Annotated in this window: 14 protein-coding genes; 9 read left to right on the top strand and 5 right to left on the bottom strand. The window is 65.0% G+C overall.

Features of this window, described 5'->3' with window-relative positions; translation table 11 throughout:
• Positions 1–30 precede the first annotated feature (30 nt).
• The 3 genes from WH303_RS11780 to WH303_RS11770 all read left to right on the top strand — a co-directional run bounded on the left by WH303_RS11780 (position 31) and on the right by WH303_RS11770 (position 4,268).
• The gene (locus tag WH303_RS11780) at positions 31–837 is read left to right on the top strand and encodes a TatD family hydrolase (protein ID WP_021027878.1); all 807 of its coding nucleotides are present in this window, start codon (positions 31–33) and stop codon (positions 835–837) included.
• Positions 838–866: 29 nt separating this feature from the next.
• Positions 867–1,652 (top strand): ankyrin repeat domain-containing protein, encoded by a 786-nt coding sequence (locus WH303_RS11775; protein ID WP_339518775.1) that lies wholly within the window; start codon positions 867–869, stop codon positions 1,650–1,652.
• A gap of 111 nt (positions 1,653–1,763) precedes the next feature.
• Complete coding sequence (locus WH303_RS11770; RefSeq protein ID WP_339518659.1) at positions 1,764–4,268, top strand: heavy metal translocating P-type ATPase; 2,505 nt, start codon at positions 1,764–1,766, stop codon at positions 4,266–4,268.
• A 222-nt stretch (positions 4,269–4,490) separates the two neighbouring features.
• Here WH303_RS11770 and fabI read toward each other — a convergent pair whose 3' ends face one another.
• Positions 4,491–5,291, bottom strand: a complete 801-nt coding sequence (fabI, locus tag WH303_RS11765; RefSeq protein WP_021027875.1) for an enoyl-ACP reductase FabI — start codon at positions 5,289–5,291, stop codon at positions 4,491–4,493.
• Between the two features lie 121 nt (positions 5,292–5,412).
• On the opposite strand from fabI, the gene WH303_RS11760 reads away from it, so the two are divergent.
• Both WH303_RS11760 and WH303_RS11755 read left to right on the top strand, forming a co-directional pair.
• Positions 5,413–7,251, top strand: a complete 1,839-nt coding sequence (locus WH303_RS11760) for an extracellular solute-binding protein (RefSeq protein WP_339518658.1) — start codon at positions 5,413–5,415, stop codon at positions 7,249–7,251.
• Between the two features lie 134 nt (positions 7,252–7,385).
• Complete coding sequence (locus WH303_RS11755; RefSeq protein ID WP_021027873.1) at positions 7,386–8,411, top strand: microcin C ABC transporter permease YejB; 1,026 nt, start codon at positions 7,386–7,388, stop codon at positions 8,409–8,411.
• A gap of 52 nt (positions 8,412–8,463) precedes the next feature.
• On the opposite strand, the gene WH303_RS11750 is transcribed toward WH303_RS11755, so the two are convergent.
• Complete coding sequence (locus WH303_RS11750) at positions 8,464–8,937, bottom strand: DUF2127 domain-containing protein (RefSeq protein ID WP_027011109.1); 474 nt, start codon at positions 8,935–8,937, stop codon at positions 8,464–8,466.
• 170 nt (positions 8,938–9,107) lie between these two features.
• On the opposite strand from WH303_RS11750, the gene WH303_RS11745 reads away from it, so the two are divergent.
• The 4 genes from WH303_RS11745 (at position 9,108) to WH303_RS11730 (ending at position 13,496) form a co-directional block, all read left to right on the top strand.
• Positions 9,108–10,247: an ABC transporter permease gene (locus WH303_RS11745; RefSeq protein ID WP_021027871.1), complete on the top strand. Its 1,140-nt coding sequence runs from the start codon at positions 9,108–9,110 to the stop codon at positions 10,245–10,247.
• Positions 10,240–11,877: an ABC transporter ATP-binding protein gene (locus WH303_RS11740; protein WP_043341057.1), complete on the top strand. Its 1,638-nt coding sequence runs from the start codon at positions 10,240–10,242 to the stop codon at positions 11,875–11,877. Before WH303_RS11745 ends, WH303_RS11740 begins: the two co-directional genes overlap by 8 nt.
• Positions 11,878–11,961: 84 nt before the next feature.
• Positions 11,962–12,747 (top strand): ABC transporter ATP-binding protein, encoded by a 786-nt coding sequence (locus tag WH303_RS11735; RefSeq protein ID WP_043341056.1) that lies wholly within the window; start codon positions 11,962–11,964, stop codon positions 12,745–12,747.
• Positions 12,744–13,496 carry an ABC transporter ATP-binding protein gene (locus WH303_RS11730; RefSeq protein WP_339518653.1) on the top strand — a complete coding sequence of 251 codons (753 nt, stop codon included), beginning with the start codon at positions 12,744–12,746 and terminating at the stop codon, positions 13,494–13,496. Before WH303_RS11735 ends, WH303_RS11730 begins: the two co-directional genes overlap by 4 nt.
• A 222-nt stretch (positions 13,497–13,718) precedes the next feature.
• Here WH303_RS11730 and WH303_RS11725 read toward each other — a convergent pair whose 3' ends face one another.
• The 3 genes from WH303_RS11725 to WH303_RS11715 all read right to left on the bottom strand — a co-directional run bounded on the left by WH303_RS11725 (position 13,719) and on the right by WH303_RS11715 (position 16,130).
• Positions 13,719–14,321 (bottom strand): lipocalin family protein, encoded by a 603-nt coding sequence (locus WH303_RS11725; RefSeq protein WP_021027869.1) that lies wholly within the window; start codon positions 14,319–14,321, stop codon positions 13,719–13,721.
• 520 nt (positions 14,322–14,841) lie between these two features.
• Positions 14,842–15,162, bottom strand: coding sequence for a hypothetical protein (locus WH303_RS11720; RefSeq protein WP_052330099.1), 321 nt, complete (start codon positions 15,160–15,162; stop codon positions 14,842–14,844).
• 2 nt (positions 15,163–15,164) lie between these two features.
• The gene (locus tag WH303_RS11715; RefSeq protein WP_021027867.1) at positions 15,165–16,130 is read right to left on the bottom strand and encodes a DnaJ C-terminal domain-containing protein; all 966 of its coding nucleotides are present in this window, start codon (positions 16,128–16,130) and stop codon (positions 15,165–15,167) included.
• Positions 16,131–16,165: the final 35 nt, after the last annotated feature.

Genomic DNA, 16,165 nt, shown 5'->3' with positions numbered 1-16,165 from the left:
CGCTTTGTTCGTCTGCAGCGTAGACGATTGATGTTCACCGACTCCCACTGCCACCTCAACTTTCCCGAGCTTGTCCAGGACCTGCCAGCCATCCGCGCCAAGATGGACGAGGCGCGGGTGACCCGCGCGCTGTGCATCAGCTGCACGATGGAGGAGTTTCCCGACGTGCATGCGCTGGCGATGCGCTATGACAACTTCTGGTGCAGCGTGGGTGTGCACCCCGATACCGAAGGGCTGACCGAGCCCAGCGTGCAGGACCTGGTCGAGCGCGCGGCGCTGCCCCGTGTGGTGGCCATTGGCGAGACAGGCCTGGACTACTACGGCATGGAAGACCGCAAGGGCGGCCGCACGGTGGCTGATCTCGAGTGGCAGCGCGAGCGCTTTCGCACCCATATCCGCGCGGCCCAGCAGGTGCGCAAGCCGCTGGTGATCCACACCCGCAGCGCATCGGATGACACCTTGCGTCTGCTGCGCGAAGAGGGCGAGACCGGTGGCGCCAATGCCGCAGGCGGCGTGTTCCACTGCTTTACCGAGAGCATGGAAGTCGCCCGCGCGGCGCTGGACCTGGGTTTTTACATCTCGTTTTCCGGCATCATCACTTTCAAAAAGGCGCAGGATCTGCGCGATGTCGCCGCCTTTGTGCCTGAGGACCGGCTGCTGATCGAGACCGACAGCCCTTATCTGGCGCCGGTTCCGTTTCGCGGCAAGACCAATACGCCCGCCTATGTGCCGCATGTGGCCGCGCAGATTGCGCAGGTGCGCGGCACCAGCGTGGAAGCGGTGGCCGAGGCCACCAACCGCAATTTCGATCGACTCTTCAGCGGAGTGCTGTCATGAAGCTGCCTGCTACACCTGGTTCTTTGTCTGTGCTTCGAGCGGCCTGCGCGGCGGCCCTGTGGCTCGCCTGCGCGGCCGCGCAAGCGGGCTCGTATGACGACTTCTTCACCCGTATCATCCGCGATGACGCCAAGGGCATCGAGGCGCTGGTGCAGCGCGGCTTTGACCCCAACACCGTGAGCGAAAAGGGCGAGACGGGCCTGACCCAGGCCTTCAAGCTTGACTCCTACCGCGCGGCCAAGGGCATGATTGCGCTGCCGACCACCAACGTGAACCTGGCCAATGCCAAGGGCGAGACACCGCTGATGATGGCCGCCATCAAGGGCCAGGTCGATCTGGCCAAGGCCTTGATTGCCCGGGGCGCCGATGTGAACCGCGAGGGCTGGACGCCGCTGCACTATGCCGTCTCCGCCCCCAGCGAAGACGGCTCCGACCTGCAGATGGTGGCGCTGCTGCTGGAGCACCATGCCTACATCGATGCCGCATCGCCCAATGGCACCACGCCGTTGATGATGGCCGCCCAGTACGGCACGCGCAGCGCCGTGCAACTGCTGATCAAGGAAGGCGCCGACCCCAGGCTGAAAAACCAGCAGGGACTGACGGCGAGCGACTTTGCCACCCGTGCCGACCGCTCGGAAGTGGTGACCTGGCTGAGCCAGGCCGGCGCTGCAGCGCCAGGGGCGGGTGCCAGCGCTGGGGCTGGCGCTGCCGCTGCAGGCAGCACGGCTGCGCCCAAGCCGCAGCCCGGTGCTTACGTGCCGCAAAAGCCCGCGTTCCCGCAGGAAGGCCGGCGCAAGATCCAGAGCAACTGGTAAGGCGGCAGGCGGCGATGCCCATGTTGTGTTAGCACCCGCTGTGGGCAGGGGCTTGACATTCACACCATGGCAATCTTTAGAGTGGCAGCCATGGATAGAAAGACTCCCGCCATGACTGCCCAAACCACCCCATCCGCCACCCCGCTGCTGCAACTGCCGATCGAGGGCATGACCTGTGCGTCCTGCGTCGGCCGTGTCGAGCGCGCCTTGCAGGCTGTGCCCGGTGTGCAAAGCGCCCATGTCAACCTGGCTACCGAACAGGCCAGCCTGCAGCTGGGCGACCAGGCCGCCGCCGCCCAGGTGCTGGAGCAGGCGCTGGCAGCGGTCCACAAAGCCGGCTACAGCGTGCCTGCACATGCGCTGGAGCTGGAAGTCGAAGGCATGACCTGCGCCTCTTGCGTGGGCCGGGTTGAGCGGGCATTGAAGGCCGTGCCCGGCGTGCAAACGGCCGCCGTGAACCTGGCTACCGAGCGCGCCACGGTGCAGCTGACGGCGGGTGTGCCAGCCGCGCAACTGCTGGCCGCCATTGCCAAGGCCGGCTATACCGCCCGCACTGTGCCACAGGCGGCCGAAGCCAGCGAGGCGGCCGATGCCCATGCTGCGCAAAGCCAGCGCCAGCAGCAGGCGCAGAGCAGCCTGCTGCGTGACCTGTGGCTGGCTGCGTTGCTGGCTGCACCGGTGTTTGTGCTGGAGATGGGCGGCCATCTGCTGCCGGGCTTTCACCACTGGGTGAGCCAATGGCTGCCCCAGCAAAGCAACTGGCTGCTGCAGTGGGTATTGACCAGCCTGGTGCTGGCCGGGCCGGGCCGGCGCTTTTACCGGCTGGGGCTGCCTGCGCTGGCGCGGGCCGCGCCCGATATGAACTCGCTGGTCGCAGTAGGCACCTTGTCGGCCTACCTCTATTCGCTGGTGGCCACCTTTGCGCCTGGCGTTTTGCCTGCGGGCACCGTGCATGTCTATTTCGAGGCAGCGGCGGTGATCGTGGTGCTGATTTTGCTGGGCCGCTGGATGGAGGCGCGCGCCAAGGGCAACACCTCGGCGGCGATCAAGCGCCTGGTGCAGCTGCAGGCCAAGACGGCCTGGGTGCTGCGCGATGGCGGCTGGCAATCGCTGGCCATTGACGCGGTGCAGCCCGGCGATAGCGTGCAGGTGCGCCCCGGCGAGCGCATCCCAGTCGATGGCCGGGTAACGGATGGCGAGAGCTATGTCGACGAATCGATGATTAGCGGTGAGCCCGTGCCGGTGCACAAAACGGCAGGCGCGCAGGTGGTGGGCGGCACCATCAACCAAAAAGGCGCCTTGACGCTGGAAGCGACCGAGGTGGGCGGCAACACCGTGCTGGCGCAGATCATCCGCATGGTCGAACAGGCCCAGGGCGGCAAGCTGCCGATCCAGGCCGTGGTGGACAAGGTGACCATGTGGTTTGTGCCCGCCGTGATGGCCGCCGCCGCGCTGACCTTTGTGCTCTGGCTGCTGCTGGGCCCATCGCCCGCGCTGAGCCTGGCCCTCGTCAATGCGGTGGCGGTGCTGATCATCGCCTGCCCCTGCGCGATGGGCCTGGCGACGCCCACCTCGATCATGGTGGCCACCGGCCGCGCCGCCCAGCTGGGGGTGTTGTTCCGCAAGGGCGAGGCGCTGCAGCTGCTGAAAGACGCCCAGGTGGTGGCCGTGGACAAGACCGGTACCCTGACCGAAGGCCGGCCTGCGCTGACCGACCTGGTGCTGGCCCCCGGCTTTGAGCGCGCGGCGGTGCTGGCGGCGGTGGCCGCCGTCGAGAGCCAGTCCGAGCACCCGATAGCCCAGGCCATTGTGCAGGCCGCCCAGGCCGAAGGGCTGCAGATACCGCCGCTGTCCGGCTTTGAATCGGTGACCGGTTTTGGCGTGCGTGCCCAAGTGGGCGCTGCGCGGGTCGAAGTCGGTGCAGACCGCATGATGGCGCAGCTGGGCGCCGATGTGGCGCTGTTTGAGGACGAGGCCGCCCGCCTGGGCGCCGAAGGCAAGACGCCGCTGTATGCCGCCATCGATGGCCAGCTGGCGGCCATGATCGCCGTGGCCGACCCGATCAAGCCCACGACACGCGCCGCGATTGAGGGCTTGCATGCGATGGGCCTCAAGGTAGCGATGATCACCGGGGACAACCGCCGCACCGGTGAAGCGATTGCCCAGCAGCTGGGCATTGACGAGGTGGTGGCCGAGGTGCTGCCCGATGGCAAGGTGGCGGCCGTCAAGCGGCTGCGGGCTGCGCATGGCGCGCTGGCCTATGTGGGCGATGGCATCAATGATGCGCCCGCGCTGGCCGAGGCCGATGTCGGCATTGCCGTGGGCTCGGGCACCGATATCGCCATCGAGTCAGCCGATGTGGTGCTGATGGGCGGCGACCTGCGCGGTGTCGTGACTGCCATCGGGCTCTCGCGCGCCGCCATGCGCAATATCCACCAGAACCTGTTCTGGGCCTTTGCCTACAACGTGGCGCTGATCCCAGTCGCCGCGGGCTTGCTGTACCCGGTCAATGGCACCCTGCTGTCGCCGGTGTTTGCGGCGGGGGCCATGGCGCTGTCGAGCGTGTTTGTGCTGGCCAATGCGTTGCGGCTTAAGCGCTTCCGTGCAGGGTTATAAACCGGCTTCCCTCCATCTTTTTGCGCTGAAACTGCAAGGATGAGTGTGTGCTAGCCCAAGCGGTTGTCTGAAGCAGAGCAACGTGCAAGTTTTGCACTTTGGCCAGCTCAACAAATCCGTTAGCTTGACGGCGCTAGCGTGGGACAAAATGCAACCGCACCATTGAAAGCAAAAAGCCCCGCAGGCGCCAAGCCTGCGGGGCTCTTGTTCAAGCGTTGAGGCTTAGACCTGGTCGGCCGACAAGCCAGCCGTCTGGCTGAAGCCACCGTCCACATAGGTGATCTCGGCGGTCACGCCCGAGGCCAGATCGCTCAGCAGGAAGGCGGCGACATTGCCCACGTCTTCGATGGTCACATTGCGGCGCAGCGGGGAGGCGTCGGCCACGCGGCCGAGCAGCTTGCCAAAGTCCTTGATGCCCGAGGCGGCCAGGGTCTTGATCGGGCCGGCGGAGATGCCGTTGGCACGGATGGCGCGGCCGTCTTCGGTGCGGCCCACGGCCTCGGCCAGGTAGCGCACGGAGGCTTCCAGCGATGCCTTGGCCAGGCCCATGGTGTTGTAGTTGGGGATGGAGCGCAGGGCGCCCAGGTAGGACAGGGTCAGCAGGGACGACTTGTCGTTGAGGTAGGGCAGGGCGGCCTTGGCCAGCGCAGGGAAGCTGTAGGCGCTGATGTCATGGGCAATGCGGAAGCCTTCGCGCGACAGGCCATCGAGGAAGTTGCCGGCAATCGCCTCGCGCGGCGCAAAGCCGATCGAGTGCACAAAACCATCGAACTTGCCCCAAGTAGCAGCCAGGTCGGCAAACATTTTCTCGATCTGGGCGTCATCGGCCACATCGCAGTCGAACACCAGCTTGGAGTCAAACTCGGCGGCAAACTCGCTGATACGGTCCTTGAAGCGTTCACCCACATAGCTGAAAGCCAGCTCGGCGCCTTGCTGGTGGCAGGCCTTGGCAATGCCATAAGCGATAGAGCGGTTGGACAGCACGCCCGTGATCAGCAGTTTCTTGCCGGTCAGAAATCCCATTGTTCTTCTCCTGATGAGTTCCAGGCCATGAGGAATGGCCAAAAAAGACTTGGGCACCGGCGCAAAGCGTTTCTCGGGGGTAAACGCTTGCACAGGTGGCCAGCTAGGGCAGAATTGTCGCATGCGATTCTGCCTTCCGCTGATTTTGTGTGCTGCTGCGGCAGCACCTGCCTGGGCCAGCCATGCCTACGCCCTCTGGGGCGAGCCGCGCTACGCGGCGGATTTCAAGCACTTTGCCTATGCCAACCCCGAGGCGCCCAAGGGCGGTGAGCTGCGGCTGGTCAGTGCGCTGCGCTACTCCACGTTTGACAAATACAATCCCTTCACGATCAAAGGCTCACCCCCGGCCTATATGGCCGAGATGCTGTTTGACAGCCTGCTGATTGCCAGCCTGGACGAGACGACGACCGGCTACGGCCTGCTGGCCGAGGACATCGATGTGGCCGCCGATGGCATGTCTGCGACATTCAAGATGCGCAGGGCGGCGCGCTTTCACAACGGCAAACCGGTGCTGGCCCAGGATGTGAAGCACAGTTACGAGGCGCTGATCAGCCAGTACGCCGCGCCCGGCTACAAGACCTTGCTGGCCGATGTGGAAGGCTGCGATGTCATCGACGACCGCACGGTGCGCTTTCGCTTCAAAAAGCCCAACCGCGATCTGCCGCTGACCGTGGGCAGCCTGCCGGTCTTTAGCCGCGACTGGGGCCTGGGCGCTGGTGGCAAGCCCAAGCGCTTTGACCAGATCGTGACCGATATGCCGATCGGCAGCGGCCCCTACAAGATCGGCCCGGTGGTGTTTGGCCGCGACATTACCTACGTGCGCGACCCCGACTACTGGGCCAAGGACCTGCCGGTGCGCGTGGGCAGCGCCAATTTTGACCGGGTCACGATCAAGATCTACAAGGACAACACCGCCAAGCTGGAGGCGCTCAAGGCCGGTGAGTTCGATGTGATGCGCTTTTTCAGCGCCGGCGACTGGGCGCGGCGCCTCTATGGCAAGCGCTTTGACCGGGGTGAGCTGCGCAAGGGGGACTTTGCCAACAAGCTGCCGTCAGGCTTTCAGAGCTATTTTCTGAACCTGCGCCGCCCGCTGCTGCAGGATGTGCGGGTGCGCGAGGCGCTGGGCCTGGCGTTTGACTACGAGTGGATGCAGCGCCAGCTGTTCTACGGTGCCTACGAGCGCGTGCATGGCCTGTTTGGCAACACCATGTGCGAGACGCATGGCAGCCCGAGTGATGCCGAACTGGCCCTGCTCAAGCCCTTTGAGAAAGACCTGCCCGCCGGTACCTTGGGGCCGCTGCAGGATCCCCCCCGCACCGACCAGGGCAGCAGCCTGCGCGACAACCTGCGCAAGGCCCAGGCGCTGTTGGGCGATGCCGGCTGGAAGGTGGACACGAATGGCGTGCTGCGCAATGCCAAGGGCGAAGCGCTGGAGCTGGAGTTCCTCGACAGCAACGAAGGCGGCATTCGCACCGTGTCCACCTGGATGCGCAACCTGGAGAAGCTGGGCATCAAGCTCCGGCTGCGGGTGGCCGATTACGCGCTCTACCAGCAGCGGGTCGACAAGTTCGACTATGACCTGATATCGGTCAATGTGCCGGGCACCAATATCCCGGGTCAAGAATACGCCGAGCTGTTTGGCAGCGCGGCGGCGGAGCAGGAAGGCTCGGGCAATTTCATTGGCTTGAAGAGCCCGGCCGTCGATGCGATGATTGCCCAGATGGCCAGCGCCAAGAGCGAGCAGGAGCTGCTGCCCGCCTGCCATGCGCTCGAGCGCATCATTGTGGCGGGCCACTACCTGATCCCACAGTGGTATGCCGCCAGCCACCGCGTGGTGTATGACGCCTGGCGCCTGGTCGAGCCGCCGCAGGTGCCGGCCTATGTGCCGGGGGAGACCTGGGTGATGTACTACTGGTGGGCGCGCATGCCGCCGATCACCGCTGACACGGCCAAGCCATGACCCGGTCTGACGCAGCGCCCCGCCGTTATATGATCCTTCTCACCGCCCCAGCGCGCCTGCCGCGCTGCCCAGGCCTTTTCTGCCACAGTGCCACGGCGCTTGCCCGCCCTTGCTGACATTGGAGCCCGCCCCACATGCTTGCCTATATCCTCAAACGTTTGCTGCTGATGATCCCCACCTTGTTCGGGGTCTTGCTGCTGACCTTTGTGGTGATCCAGTTTGTGCCGGGCGGCCCGGTCGAGCAGTACCTGGCAGAGGCCAAGGCCGGCAACCGGGGCGCGGAAGGCGCTGGCATGGGCTACCGGGGCGCGCAGGGCATTGACCCCAAGCGGCTCGACGAGATCAAGGCCTTGTATGGCTTTGACAAGCCGCCCATCGAGCGCTTTGTGCAGATGCTGGGCCAGTTCGCCCGCTTTGATCTGGGCAACAGCTTTTTCCAGAACAAAAGCGTCTGGCAACTGATCAAGGACAAGCTGCCCGTCTCCATCAGCCTGGGGCTGTGGACCTTTTTTATCAGCTACCTGATTGCGGTGCCGCTGGGCATTGCCAAGGCCGTGCGTGCGGGCAGCCGGTTTGACATGGTCACCACGGTGATCGTGCTGGTGGGCTATGCGATACCGGGCTTTGTGCTGGGTGTGGCGCTGTTGGTGATCTTTGGCGGGCAGCTGCAGTGGTTTCCGCTGCGCGGGCTCACCTCATCGGGCTGGGAGGAGATGGGCTGGGCCGCCAAGCTGGTGGACTACCTCTGGCATATCACCTTGCCAGTCACCGCCATGGTGGCCGGCAGCTTTGCGGTGACGGCCATGCTCACGAAAAACGCCTTTCTCGAAGAGATCCGCAAGCAGTATGTGGTGACGGCCAAGGCCAAGGGTCTGAGCGAGCGCCAGGTGCTGTGGCGCCATGTGTTCCGCAATGCCTTGCTGCCGATCGTCACGGGCTTTCCGGCGGCCTTTGTCGGCGCGTTCTTTACCGGGGCCTTGTTGATCGAGACGCTGTTCTCGCTCGATGGCCTGGGCCTCCTAAGCTACGAGAGCGTGCTGCGCCGCGATTACCCGGTCGTGCTGGGCACCTTGTACCTGTTTACCTTGATCGGTCTGCTCACCAAGCTGGTGAGCGACCTGTGCTATGTCTGGGTGGATCCGCGTGTCAAGTTTGACTGAGGCGCGCATGCCTGCATCGGCCAGCCCAGCGCCAGCGGCCTGGCGCTGCGCCTCAGGCCTTGCGGCGCAGGTACAGGCGCCGCAGCAGCACGGCCACGACGACGATGTTGAGCAGCAGCACCAGCGCGCCTTGCCAATGGCGGTGCGCCAGCAGGTGCTGCACTTCCAAGGGGATGTACAGCCCCGAGGACAGCGCGCCCAGCCATTCGCCCCAGGCCTTGTCATGCCACAGGCCCCAGGCCTCCAGCCAGCGCAAAGCGATATAGGTCGCGCCCAGCAACACCAGCGTATGGACGGGCGTGGCATTGATCTTGTCTACCCAGCCGATCAGCACGGCCGGGTAGCGGGCGTTGGGCGAGAGGCCAACGTGGCCGATCAGCTCCAGCGCGAGGCGGTGCAGATCGTGGTGCAGCAGGCTGAGCAGTCCCAACAGGCCCAGCAGCGCGGCAACGCCTTTGAGCGCTTCAAAAATGGCAATGCTTTTGAGCGCGGTGCGCAGGGCTTGGGGGCTGGTGCTGACGGGCATGGCGCAGAGCATGGCCGATGGCGCGCCGTTTGGCTGTCGGCCAATGGCGACAGCGCAGCACCCCGTGCCGTCGCCGCCACAGTTGCCCACGTCGGCCCCAGGCCGCCCTATTCAGTGACAGCAGTGACAGGAGGGGGACGGTGCCCACACCGTCTCTGCAGACCATAACGATGACCGAGCCTGTTTCCCCACTTCCCCCCGGCCGCTCGCCTGCGGCCCGCGCCTGGCGCCGTTTCAAGTCCAACAAACTGGGCTTTTACAGCCTGCTGCTCTTTATGGTGCTGGTGGTGCTCAGCCTGTTTGCCGAGCTGATCAGCAACGACAAGCCGCTCATCGTGCGCTATGAGGGACAGACCTATTTCCCGCTGGCCAAGGACTACCCCGAGACCAGTTTTGGTGGCGACTTCCACACCGCCACCGATTTTCTCGATCCCTTCATCCAGCAGCAGCTGCGCAAGGATGGCAACTGGGCGATCTTTCCGCTCAACCGCTACGGCCCCAACACCATCAACTACTTTGCCAAATCGCCCACGCCTTCGGCACCCTCGGCGGACAACTGGCTGGGCACCGATGACCGGGGGCGTGATCTGCTGGCCCAGCTGATCTACGGCTTTCGCGTCAGTGTGCTGTTTGGCCTGGCGCTGACGGCCGTCGGCACGCTGATCGGGATTCTCACCGGTGCGATACAGGGCTTTTTCGGCGGCAAGGTGGACCTGGTGTTCCAGCGCTTTACCGAAATCTGGAGCGCCATGCCAATTCTGTACCTGCTGATCATCTTCAGCGCGGTGCTGGCGCCCAGCGCTGGCCTGCTGCTGGTGCTGCTGAGCCTGTTTGGCTGGATGGCGCTGTCCGACTATGTGCGGGTGGAGTTTTTGCGCAACCGCCAGATGGACTATGTGAAATCGGCGCGGGCCCTGGGCGTGCCGAGCTGGAAAATCATGTGGCGCCATATTCTGCCCAACAGCATGACGCCGGTGGTCACCTTTTTGCCGTTCCAGATGAGTGCCGCGATCCTGACCCTGACATCGCTGGATTTTCTGGGCCTGGGCGTACCCCCGGGCACCCCGAGCCTGGGCGAGCTGTTGAACCAGGGCAAGAACAGCATCGATGCCTGGTGGATTTCGCTATCGACCTTTGCGGTGCTGGTCGCCACCTTGCTGCTGCTGACCTTCATGGGCGATGCGCTGCGGGATGCGCTGGACCCGCGCAAGCAGCTCAACACGCCACGTGCTGGCGCAGCACCAGCTGCAGCGCCGGCCCAGCCAGCGCCGACGGCCAGCGCAGATGCCAAGGAGGCCCGCCATGCTTGAGCCAACACTACCCCCGGTGGCCGTGCCCGCGCCGCTGCTGCAGGTCAACCACCTCTATGTGGGCTTTGGCGGGCAGGACGTGGTCAAGGACCTGAGCTTTTGCATACAGGCTGGCGAGAAGCTGGCGTTGGTCGGCGAATCAGGCTCTGGCAAGACAATCACGGCCCTGTCGCTGCTGCGCCTGGTGGGCGAGGCCCAGCTACGCGGCGAAGCGCTGATGGGTGGGCGCAACCTGCTGCAGATCTCCGAGCGCGAGATGCAAGCCGTGCGGGGCGATGAGATTGCGGTGATCTTTCAGGAGCCGATGACGGCGCTGAACCCGCTGATGACCATGGGCGCACAGATTGCCGAGGTGCTGCAGCTCAAGCAGGGCCTGGGCGACAAGGCGGCCTGGGAGCAGGCGGTGCAGCTGCTGGCCACCACCGGCATCCCCGAGCCGCAGCGGCGCGCCGGCAGCTACCCGCACCAGCTCAGCGGCGGCCAGCGCCAGCGCGCGATGATTGCCATGGCGCTGGCCTCCCGGCCCAAGCTGCTGATCGCCGATGAGCCCACCACCGCGCTGGATGTGAGCCTGCGCGGCCAGATCCTGGAGCTGCTGAGCGACTTGCAACGCCAGACCGGCATGGCGGTGCTGATGATCACCCATGACCTGCCGCTGGTGCGCCATTTTGCCGACCGGGTCGCGGTGATGGAAAAAGGCCGCCTGGTGGAGCAGGGGGCCGTGGCCGAGGTGTTTGCCGCGCCCCAGCATGCCTATACCCAGAAGCTGCTGGCCAGCACGCCCCAGCGCCAGGTGGTGGCCCGCCAGCCTGAGGCACCCACGGTGCTGAAAACGCGCGGTCTGCAGGTGGCCTATGCCACGCCGCTGCCGGGCTTTGCCGGCTGGTTCCGCAAGGGCCGGTTCGAGGCGGTGCGCGGCGCCAGCCTGGCGCTGGGCAGGGGCCAGACCTTGGGGGTGATTGGCGAGTCGGGCTCGGGCAAGTCCACCTTGGCCCAGGCGATCCTGGGCCTGCTGCCCAGCCAGGGCGAGCTGCGCATTGGCCAGGAGACCTGGCAGTTGCCGGCCCAGCGCAACAGCGCGGCCAACCAGCAGCTGCGCCGCAAGGTGCAGGTGGTGTTCCAGGATCCGTTCTCGTCGCTGTCGCCGCGCATGACGGTGCAGGAGATGGTGGGCGAAGGCCTGCAGCTGGCGCAGCCCCAGCTGGCTCCAGCCGATCTGCAGCAGCAGGTGCTGGCGCTGCTGCAGGAAGTGGGCATGACCGAGGCGCAGTTCCCGGGCCTGCTCGAGCGCTATCCGCATGAGTTCTCGGGCGGCCAGCGCCAGCGCCTGGCCATTGCCCGTGCGCTGATCGTGGAGCCCGAGATCCTGGTGCTGGACGAGCCCACCAGCGCGCTCGATGTCACCATCCAGCAGCAGGTGCTGGCCTTGCTGCAGCGCCTGCAGCGCGAGCGCGGCCTGAGCTATGTGCTGATCACGCACGATGTGGCGGTGATCCGGGCTATGGCCCATGAGGTGCTGGTGATGAAGGATGGCGAGGTGGTGGAGAGCGGCGAGGTCATGCAGGTGCTCGATGCCCCGTGCCAGGCCTACACGCAGCGCCTGATGGCCGCCAGCCTGGAGCTGGGCTGAGCGGGCAGCGCCCGGCAACGACTTTTTGAGCGGAATAGGGCCGCTGGCAGTGCGCAAGCTGCCTGCGGCATCAACGGGAAATCCATGACAGTATTGCTGCAAGTGACCGGTTTGGGCAAGCGCTTTGGCGGCGTGCAGGCCGTGGCCGATGTGAGCTTTGCCTTGCGCCGGGGTGAAGTGCTGGCGCTGATTGGCCCCAATGGCGCGGGCAAGACAACCACCTTCAACATGCTGGGCGGGCAGCTGGTGCCCGATGCCGGCAGCATGCTGCTGAGCGGCACGGCCCTGGGTGGCAAGCGGCCCCGCGAAATATGGCGCCTGGGCGTAGGGCGCACCTTCCAGATTGCCGAGACCTTTGCCTCGCTGACGGTGGCAGAGAACGTGCAGATGGCCCTGCTGTCGACCGCAGGCCGCGTCTTTGGCCTGTGGCAGAAAGCCGCCCACTTTCAGCGTGATGAGGCGCTGGCCTTGCTGGCGCTGGTGGGCATGCAGGACCAGGCCGACCGCGCTTGCAGCGCGCTTGCCTATGGCGATGTGAAGCGGGTGGAGCTGGCCATCGCCATGGCCCACAAGCCTGTGCTGCTGCTGATGGATGAGCCCACCGCCGGCATGGCGCAGGCCGAGCGCCTGCAACTGATGGCACTGACCCGGCAACTGGCCCGCGAGCGCGACATGGCCGTGCTGTTTACCGAGCACAGCATGGATGTGGTGTTTGCCTATGCGGACCGCATCATCGTGCTGGCGCGGGGCCGGCTGATTGCCGAGGGCGCGCCGGAGGCCGTGCGGCGCAACCCCGAGGTGCAGGCGGTCTACCTGGGCAAGGGCAGCACCTATGACAGCCAGGAACAGAGCCAGGAGCCAGCCGTATGAGCGCGCCGATACCCGATATGCACGCCGATCTGCTGCTGCTGGTGAGCGCGTTCAACGCCTGGTACGGTGAAGCCCATATTCTGTTTGATGTGGGGCTGGAGGTGCGGCGCGGCGAGGTCGTGGCCTTGATGGGCCGCAATGGCGCGGGCAAGTCCACCACGCTCAAGGCCATCATGGGCCTGGTGGAGCGGCGCAAGGGCGCTGTGCAGTTCATGGGCCAGAACATTGCACAGGCCGACCCCTGGCGCATTGCGCGCCTGGGCCTGGGCTATGTGCCGGAAGAGCGGCGCATCTTCAACGACCTGACGGTGCTGGAGAACCTGGAAGTGGGCCGCCAGCCGCCCCGGCGCTGGGCCGATGGCAGCCTGGCCAGCCAGTGGACGGTGGATGAGTTGCTGGCCTTTTTTCCCAATCTGGCAGCCATGCCGCAGCGCGCTGGTGGGCAGATGAGTGGTGGCGAGCAGCAGATGCTCACCGTTGCCCGCACCCTCATGGGCAATCCCTATCTGGTGCTGCTCGATGAGCCCTCTGAAGGCGTGGCGCCTGTCATCGTCGAGCAGATGGCGCAGATGATTGTGCAGCTCAAGCAGCGCGGCGTGAGTATTTTGCTGTGCGAGCAAAACCTGCACTTTGCGCGCCTGGTGAGCGACCGGGCCTATGTGCTGGAGAAGGGCGCGATCGCATTTGCCGGCAGCATGCAGGCGCTGATCGACGAAGAGCGCGCTGGCGCCAAGCGGATTGGCGTTTAAGGCGCAAAGCCTACACATGGAACGTCCAGGATTGGACGCCCCTCCGGCATTTGACGGGGACTGCGGCTTGGAGCCGTTAACACGGCCCAGCAAACCGAAGGTTTGCGATGGAAGCTGGGGCGCGCCCCCGACAAGGCGTCAAGCCGCAGGCAGTACAGCAGTACGACCAGGCTTGGCGCGGCCGGCCAGGCAACGACGTATCAAGGGTTGTGTTGGCGGCTCTTACCAGTGGCCCGTGGGGTTGATCCCGTCTTGCATCACCCAGTGGATGCGCGAGGTCTCGACCCCCATCAGTGCGGCCTGGTGCACCAGCATGTCGGTGGTCTTGCCATCGAGCACCGGCTGGCGCGAGAGCAGCTTGAACGAGTCGGTGGTGTCGCCCATCAGCATGGCCCAGCGGTAATCGGGGTCGATGGCGACGACATGGTAGCCCTCGTGGAAGGGACCCATGAACGAGGCCTTCATCGCGCCAAAGTTGGGCGCGCCGACAAAGCGGGCAATGCCATGGCCCTCGACCCAGCGGTGGGTGCCGGCATGGAAACCCCGGGTCGTGATGCCCAGGCTGCCGTCGCTCAGCAGCTCGTACTCGACGCGTGAGCGCGTCAGCGGCTTGCCCAGGCCGCGCTCAATGCGGGCGATCTCGTACCAGTCGCCTACAAAGCGTTCTGCGTCAAAGTCGGCGACGGGCTCAATCAGGTCGACCGGCACGACTTTGCGGGATTTGTTGCTGGTCCACCAGTAAACGGCCAAGGCGGCCACGCCAGCTGCCAGGGGGAGCCAGAGAGAGCGCTGTTGCGGTCGTTGTTGATGATCGAGCTCTTGCATAAGAAATTATTCCTTGTTTTGTTTTCTGAATCCTAACCAGATAGGCGTAATTTACAAGCTGCCAGCGCGGGCCAAATGTAAGCAAAGCGCCTGATTTGCGCAGTTGCTTTGCGGTTTGCATGCCTAATTTCGCACCAAGGCACGGGAATTAGCAGGTATTTTTATCTGCTCGCTTGGCATCTGTGGCCTAATGTCGGTTTTGTTTATCGCGAGGTCCCAGGATGGGCAACAAAATCGTTACGGAAGCTGACCGCAAGTTCACCCCTCAACCGGCCCTGCCTAACGGCAAGAGCCTGCCTACTGCTGGCCGCGGCCAACAGGTCAGCCGTGCCCGTGGCACTGCTACCCGTTCCAAGAAGAACCCAGGCAAGCGTACGCACAAGGGCGGTTAATACCGCCTACCGGTTTGCCCCGTCCGCATGCCGCGCTTGCCACGATCAGGCGCGGCATGCGGATGGTGCTTTTTCGGTAAGGATGAGCCCGCATCAGCGGGCTTTTTTGCGTCTGTCTGAAGGGATTGTCAGCGCTGCAAGCGGCGGCGCAGCTCCAGCACCTCTTCCATCAGGTCGACGGTCAGCGCGGCCAACTGGGGGTCGGCATCATAGGTGTGCTCCAGCAGCGCCACACGTCGCGCGCGCAAGATGCAGGTGGCCGCAAAGCGCCAGCTGGTGACCGCTTCGGGGTTGCGTGTGCCGGTGCTGGGGGTGAGCACGCCATCGACGACGCGGGCCTGCACCCAGTCCAGGTTGCGCTGGCAGGCCTGGGCCAGGCTGGCCGCATCGAGGCTGTCGTCGTCAATGATCTGCAAGCTGCTGGTGTGTACGGTCGTGTAGTGGGGCATGGTCACACTCCTTGGCGAGGCTGGTAGTGGGGAAAGGCCTGGGCAAAGGCCGCGTAGGCAGCGCGCTCTTGCTCGGTCGTGGCCGGTGGTATGTGCAGTTGCAGCTCCAGGTACAGATCACCTGGCGTGGCAGCGGGCAGGCCCTTGCCCTTGATGCGCAGCTTGCGCCCGGCCGACCAGCCTGCAGGAATCGTCACTTCCAAGGTGCCGGCCGGCGTCTTGACCTCCGCGCTACCACCCAAAGCCGCTTCCCAGGGGCTGACGGGCATCGGCATATAGACATCCTTGCCTTCGGCACGCCAGCGCTTATCGGGGCGAAAGTGCACTTCGAGCAAGAGATCGCCTGCGGGCCCACCTTGGTAGCCGGGTCCGCCCTGGCCAGCGAGGCGAATCATCTGGCCCTCGCGCACCCCGGCAGGGATCTTCACCTGCAGCTGGCGCTCCTGGCTGCGTACTTCGCCATCCTCGGTCACTTCCTGGCCGTGCAAGGTCAGCATGCGTTCGCTGCCCTGGTAGCTGTCGGTCAGGTCCAGCTCGATGCTGGCGTGCTGGTCCTCGCCCCGCATCGCCGCACGTGGCCCGCCGCTGCCAGGGCCACCGCGCTGGGCGCGTGCCGCGTCGCCAAACATCTGGCGAAAGAAATCACTGTAGTCGGCATCGCCCCCCATGCTCTGGCGGCGAAACTGGTAATCGCCGCTGTCAAAGCCCTCGGCGCTGCGGAAGGGGTTGCCCGCGCCTGCCCCAAAGCCGCGCGGCGCGTCGAGCATGGCGTCGTATTCGGCACGCTTTTGCGCATCCGACAGCACCGCATTGGCCTCGTTGACCTCGGCCATGCGCTGGGCGGCGTCTTTTTCCTTGCTCAGGTCCGGGTGGTATTTGCGGGCGAGCTTGCGAAATGCTTTTTTGATCTCGTCTGCGCCGGCCTTTTTGTCCACGCCCAGAACGTTGTAGTAGTTTTTCGAATCCATGCCTGCTCCCGAAGATATGGCAGTTTGCTGTTGTA

The organism is Comamonas sp. MYb69, assembly GCF_037479315.1.
Classification (GTDB): Bacteria; Pseudomonadota; Gammaproteobacteria; order Burkholderiales; family Burkholderiaceae_C; genus Comamonas.
Note: the sequence above shows the minus strand (reverse complement) of the source record. Positions and strands in the feature narration are given on the sequence as shown.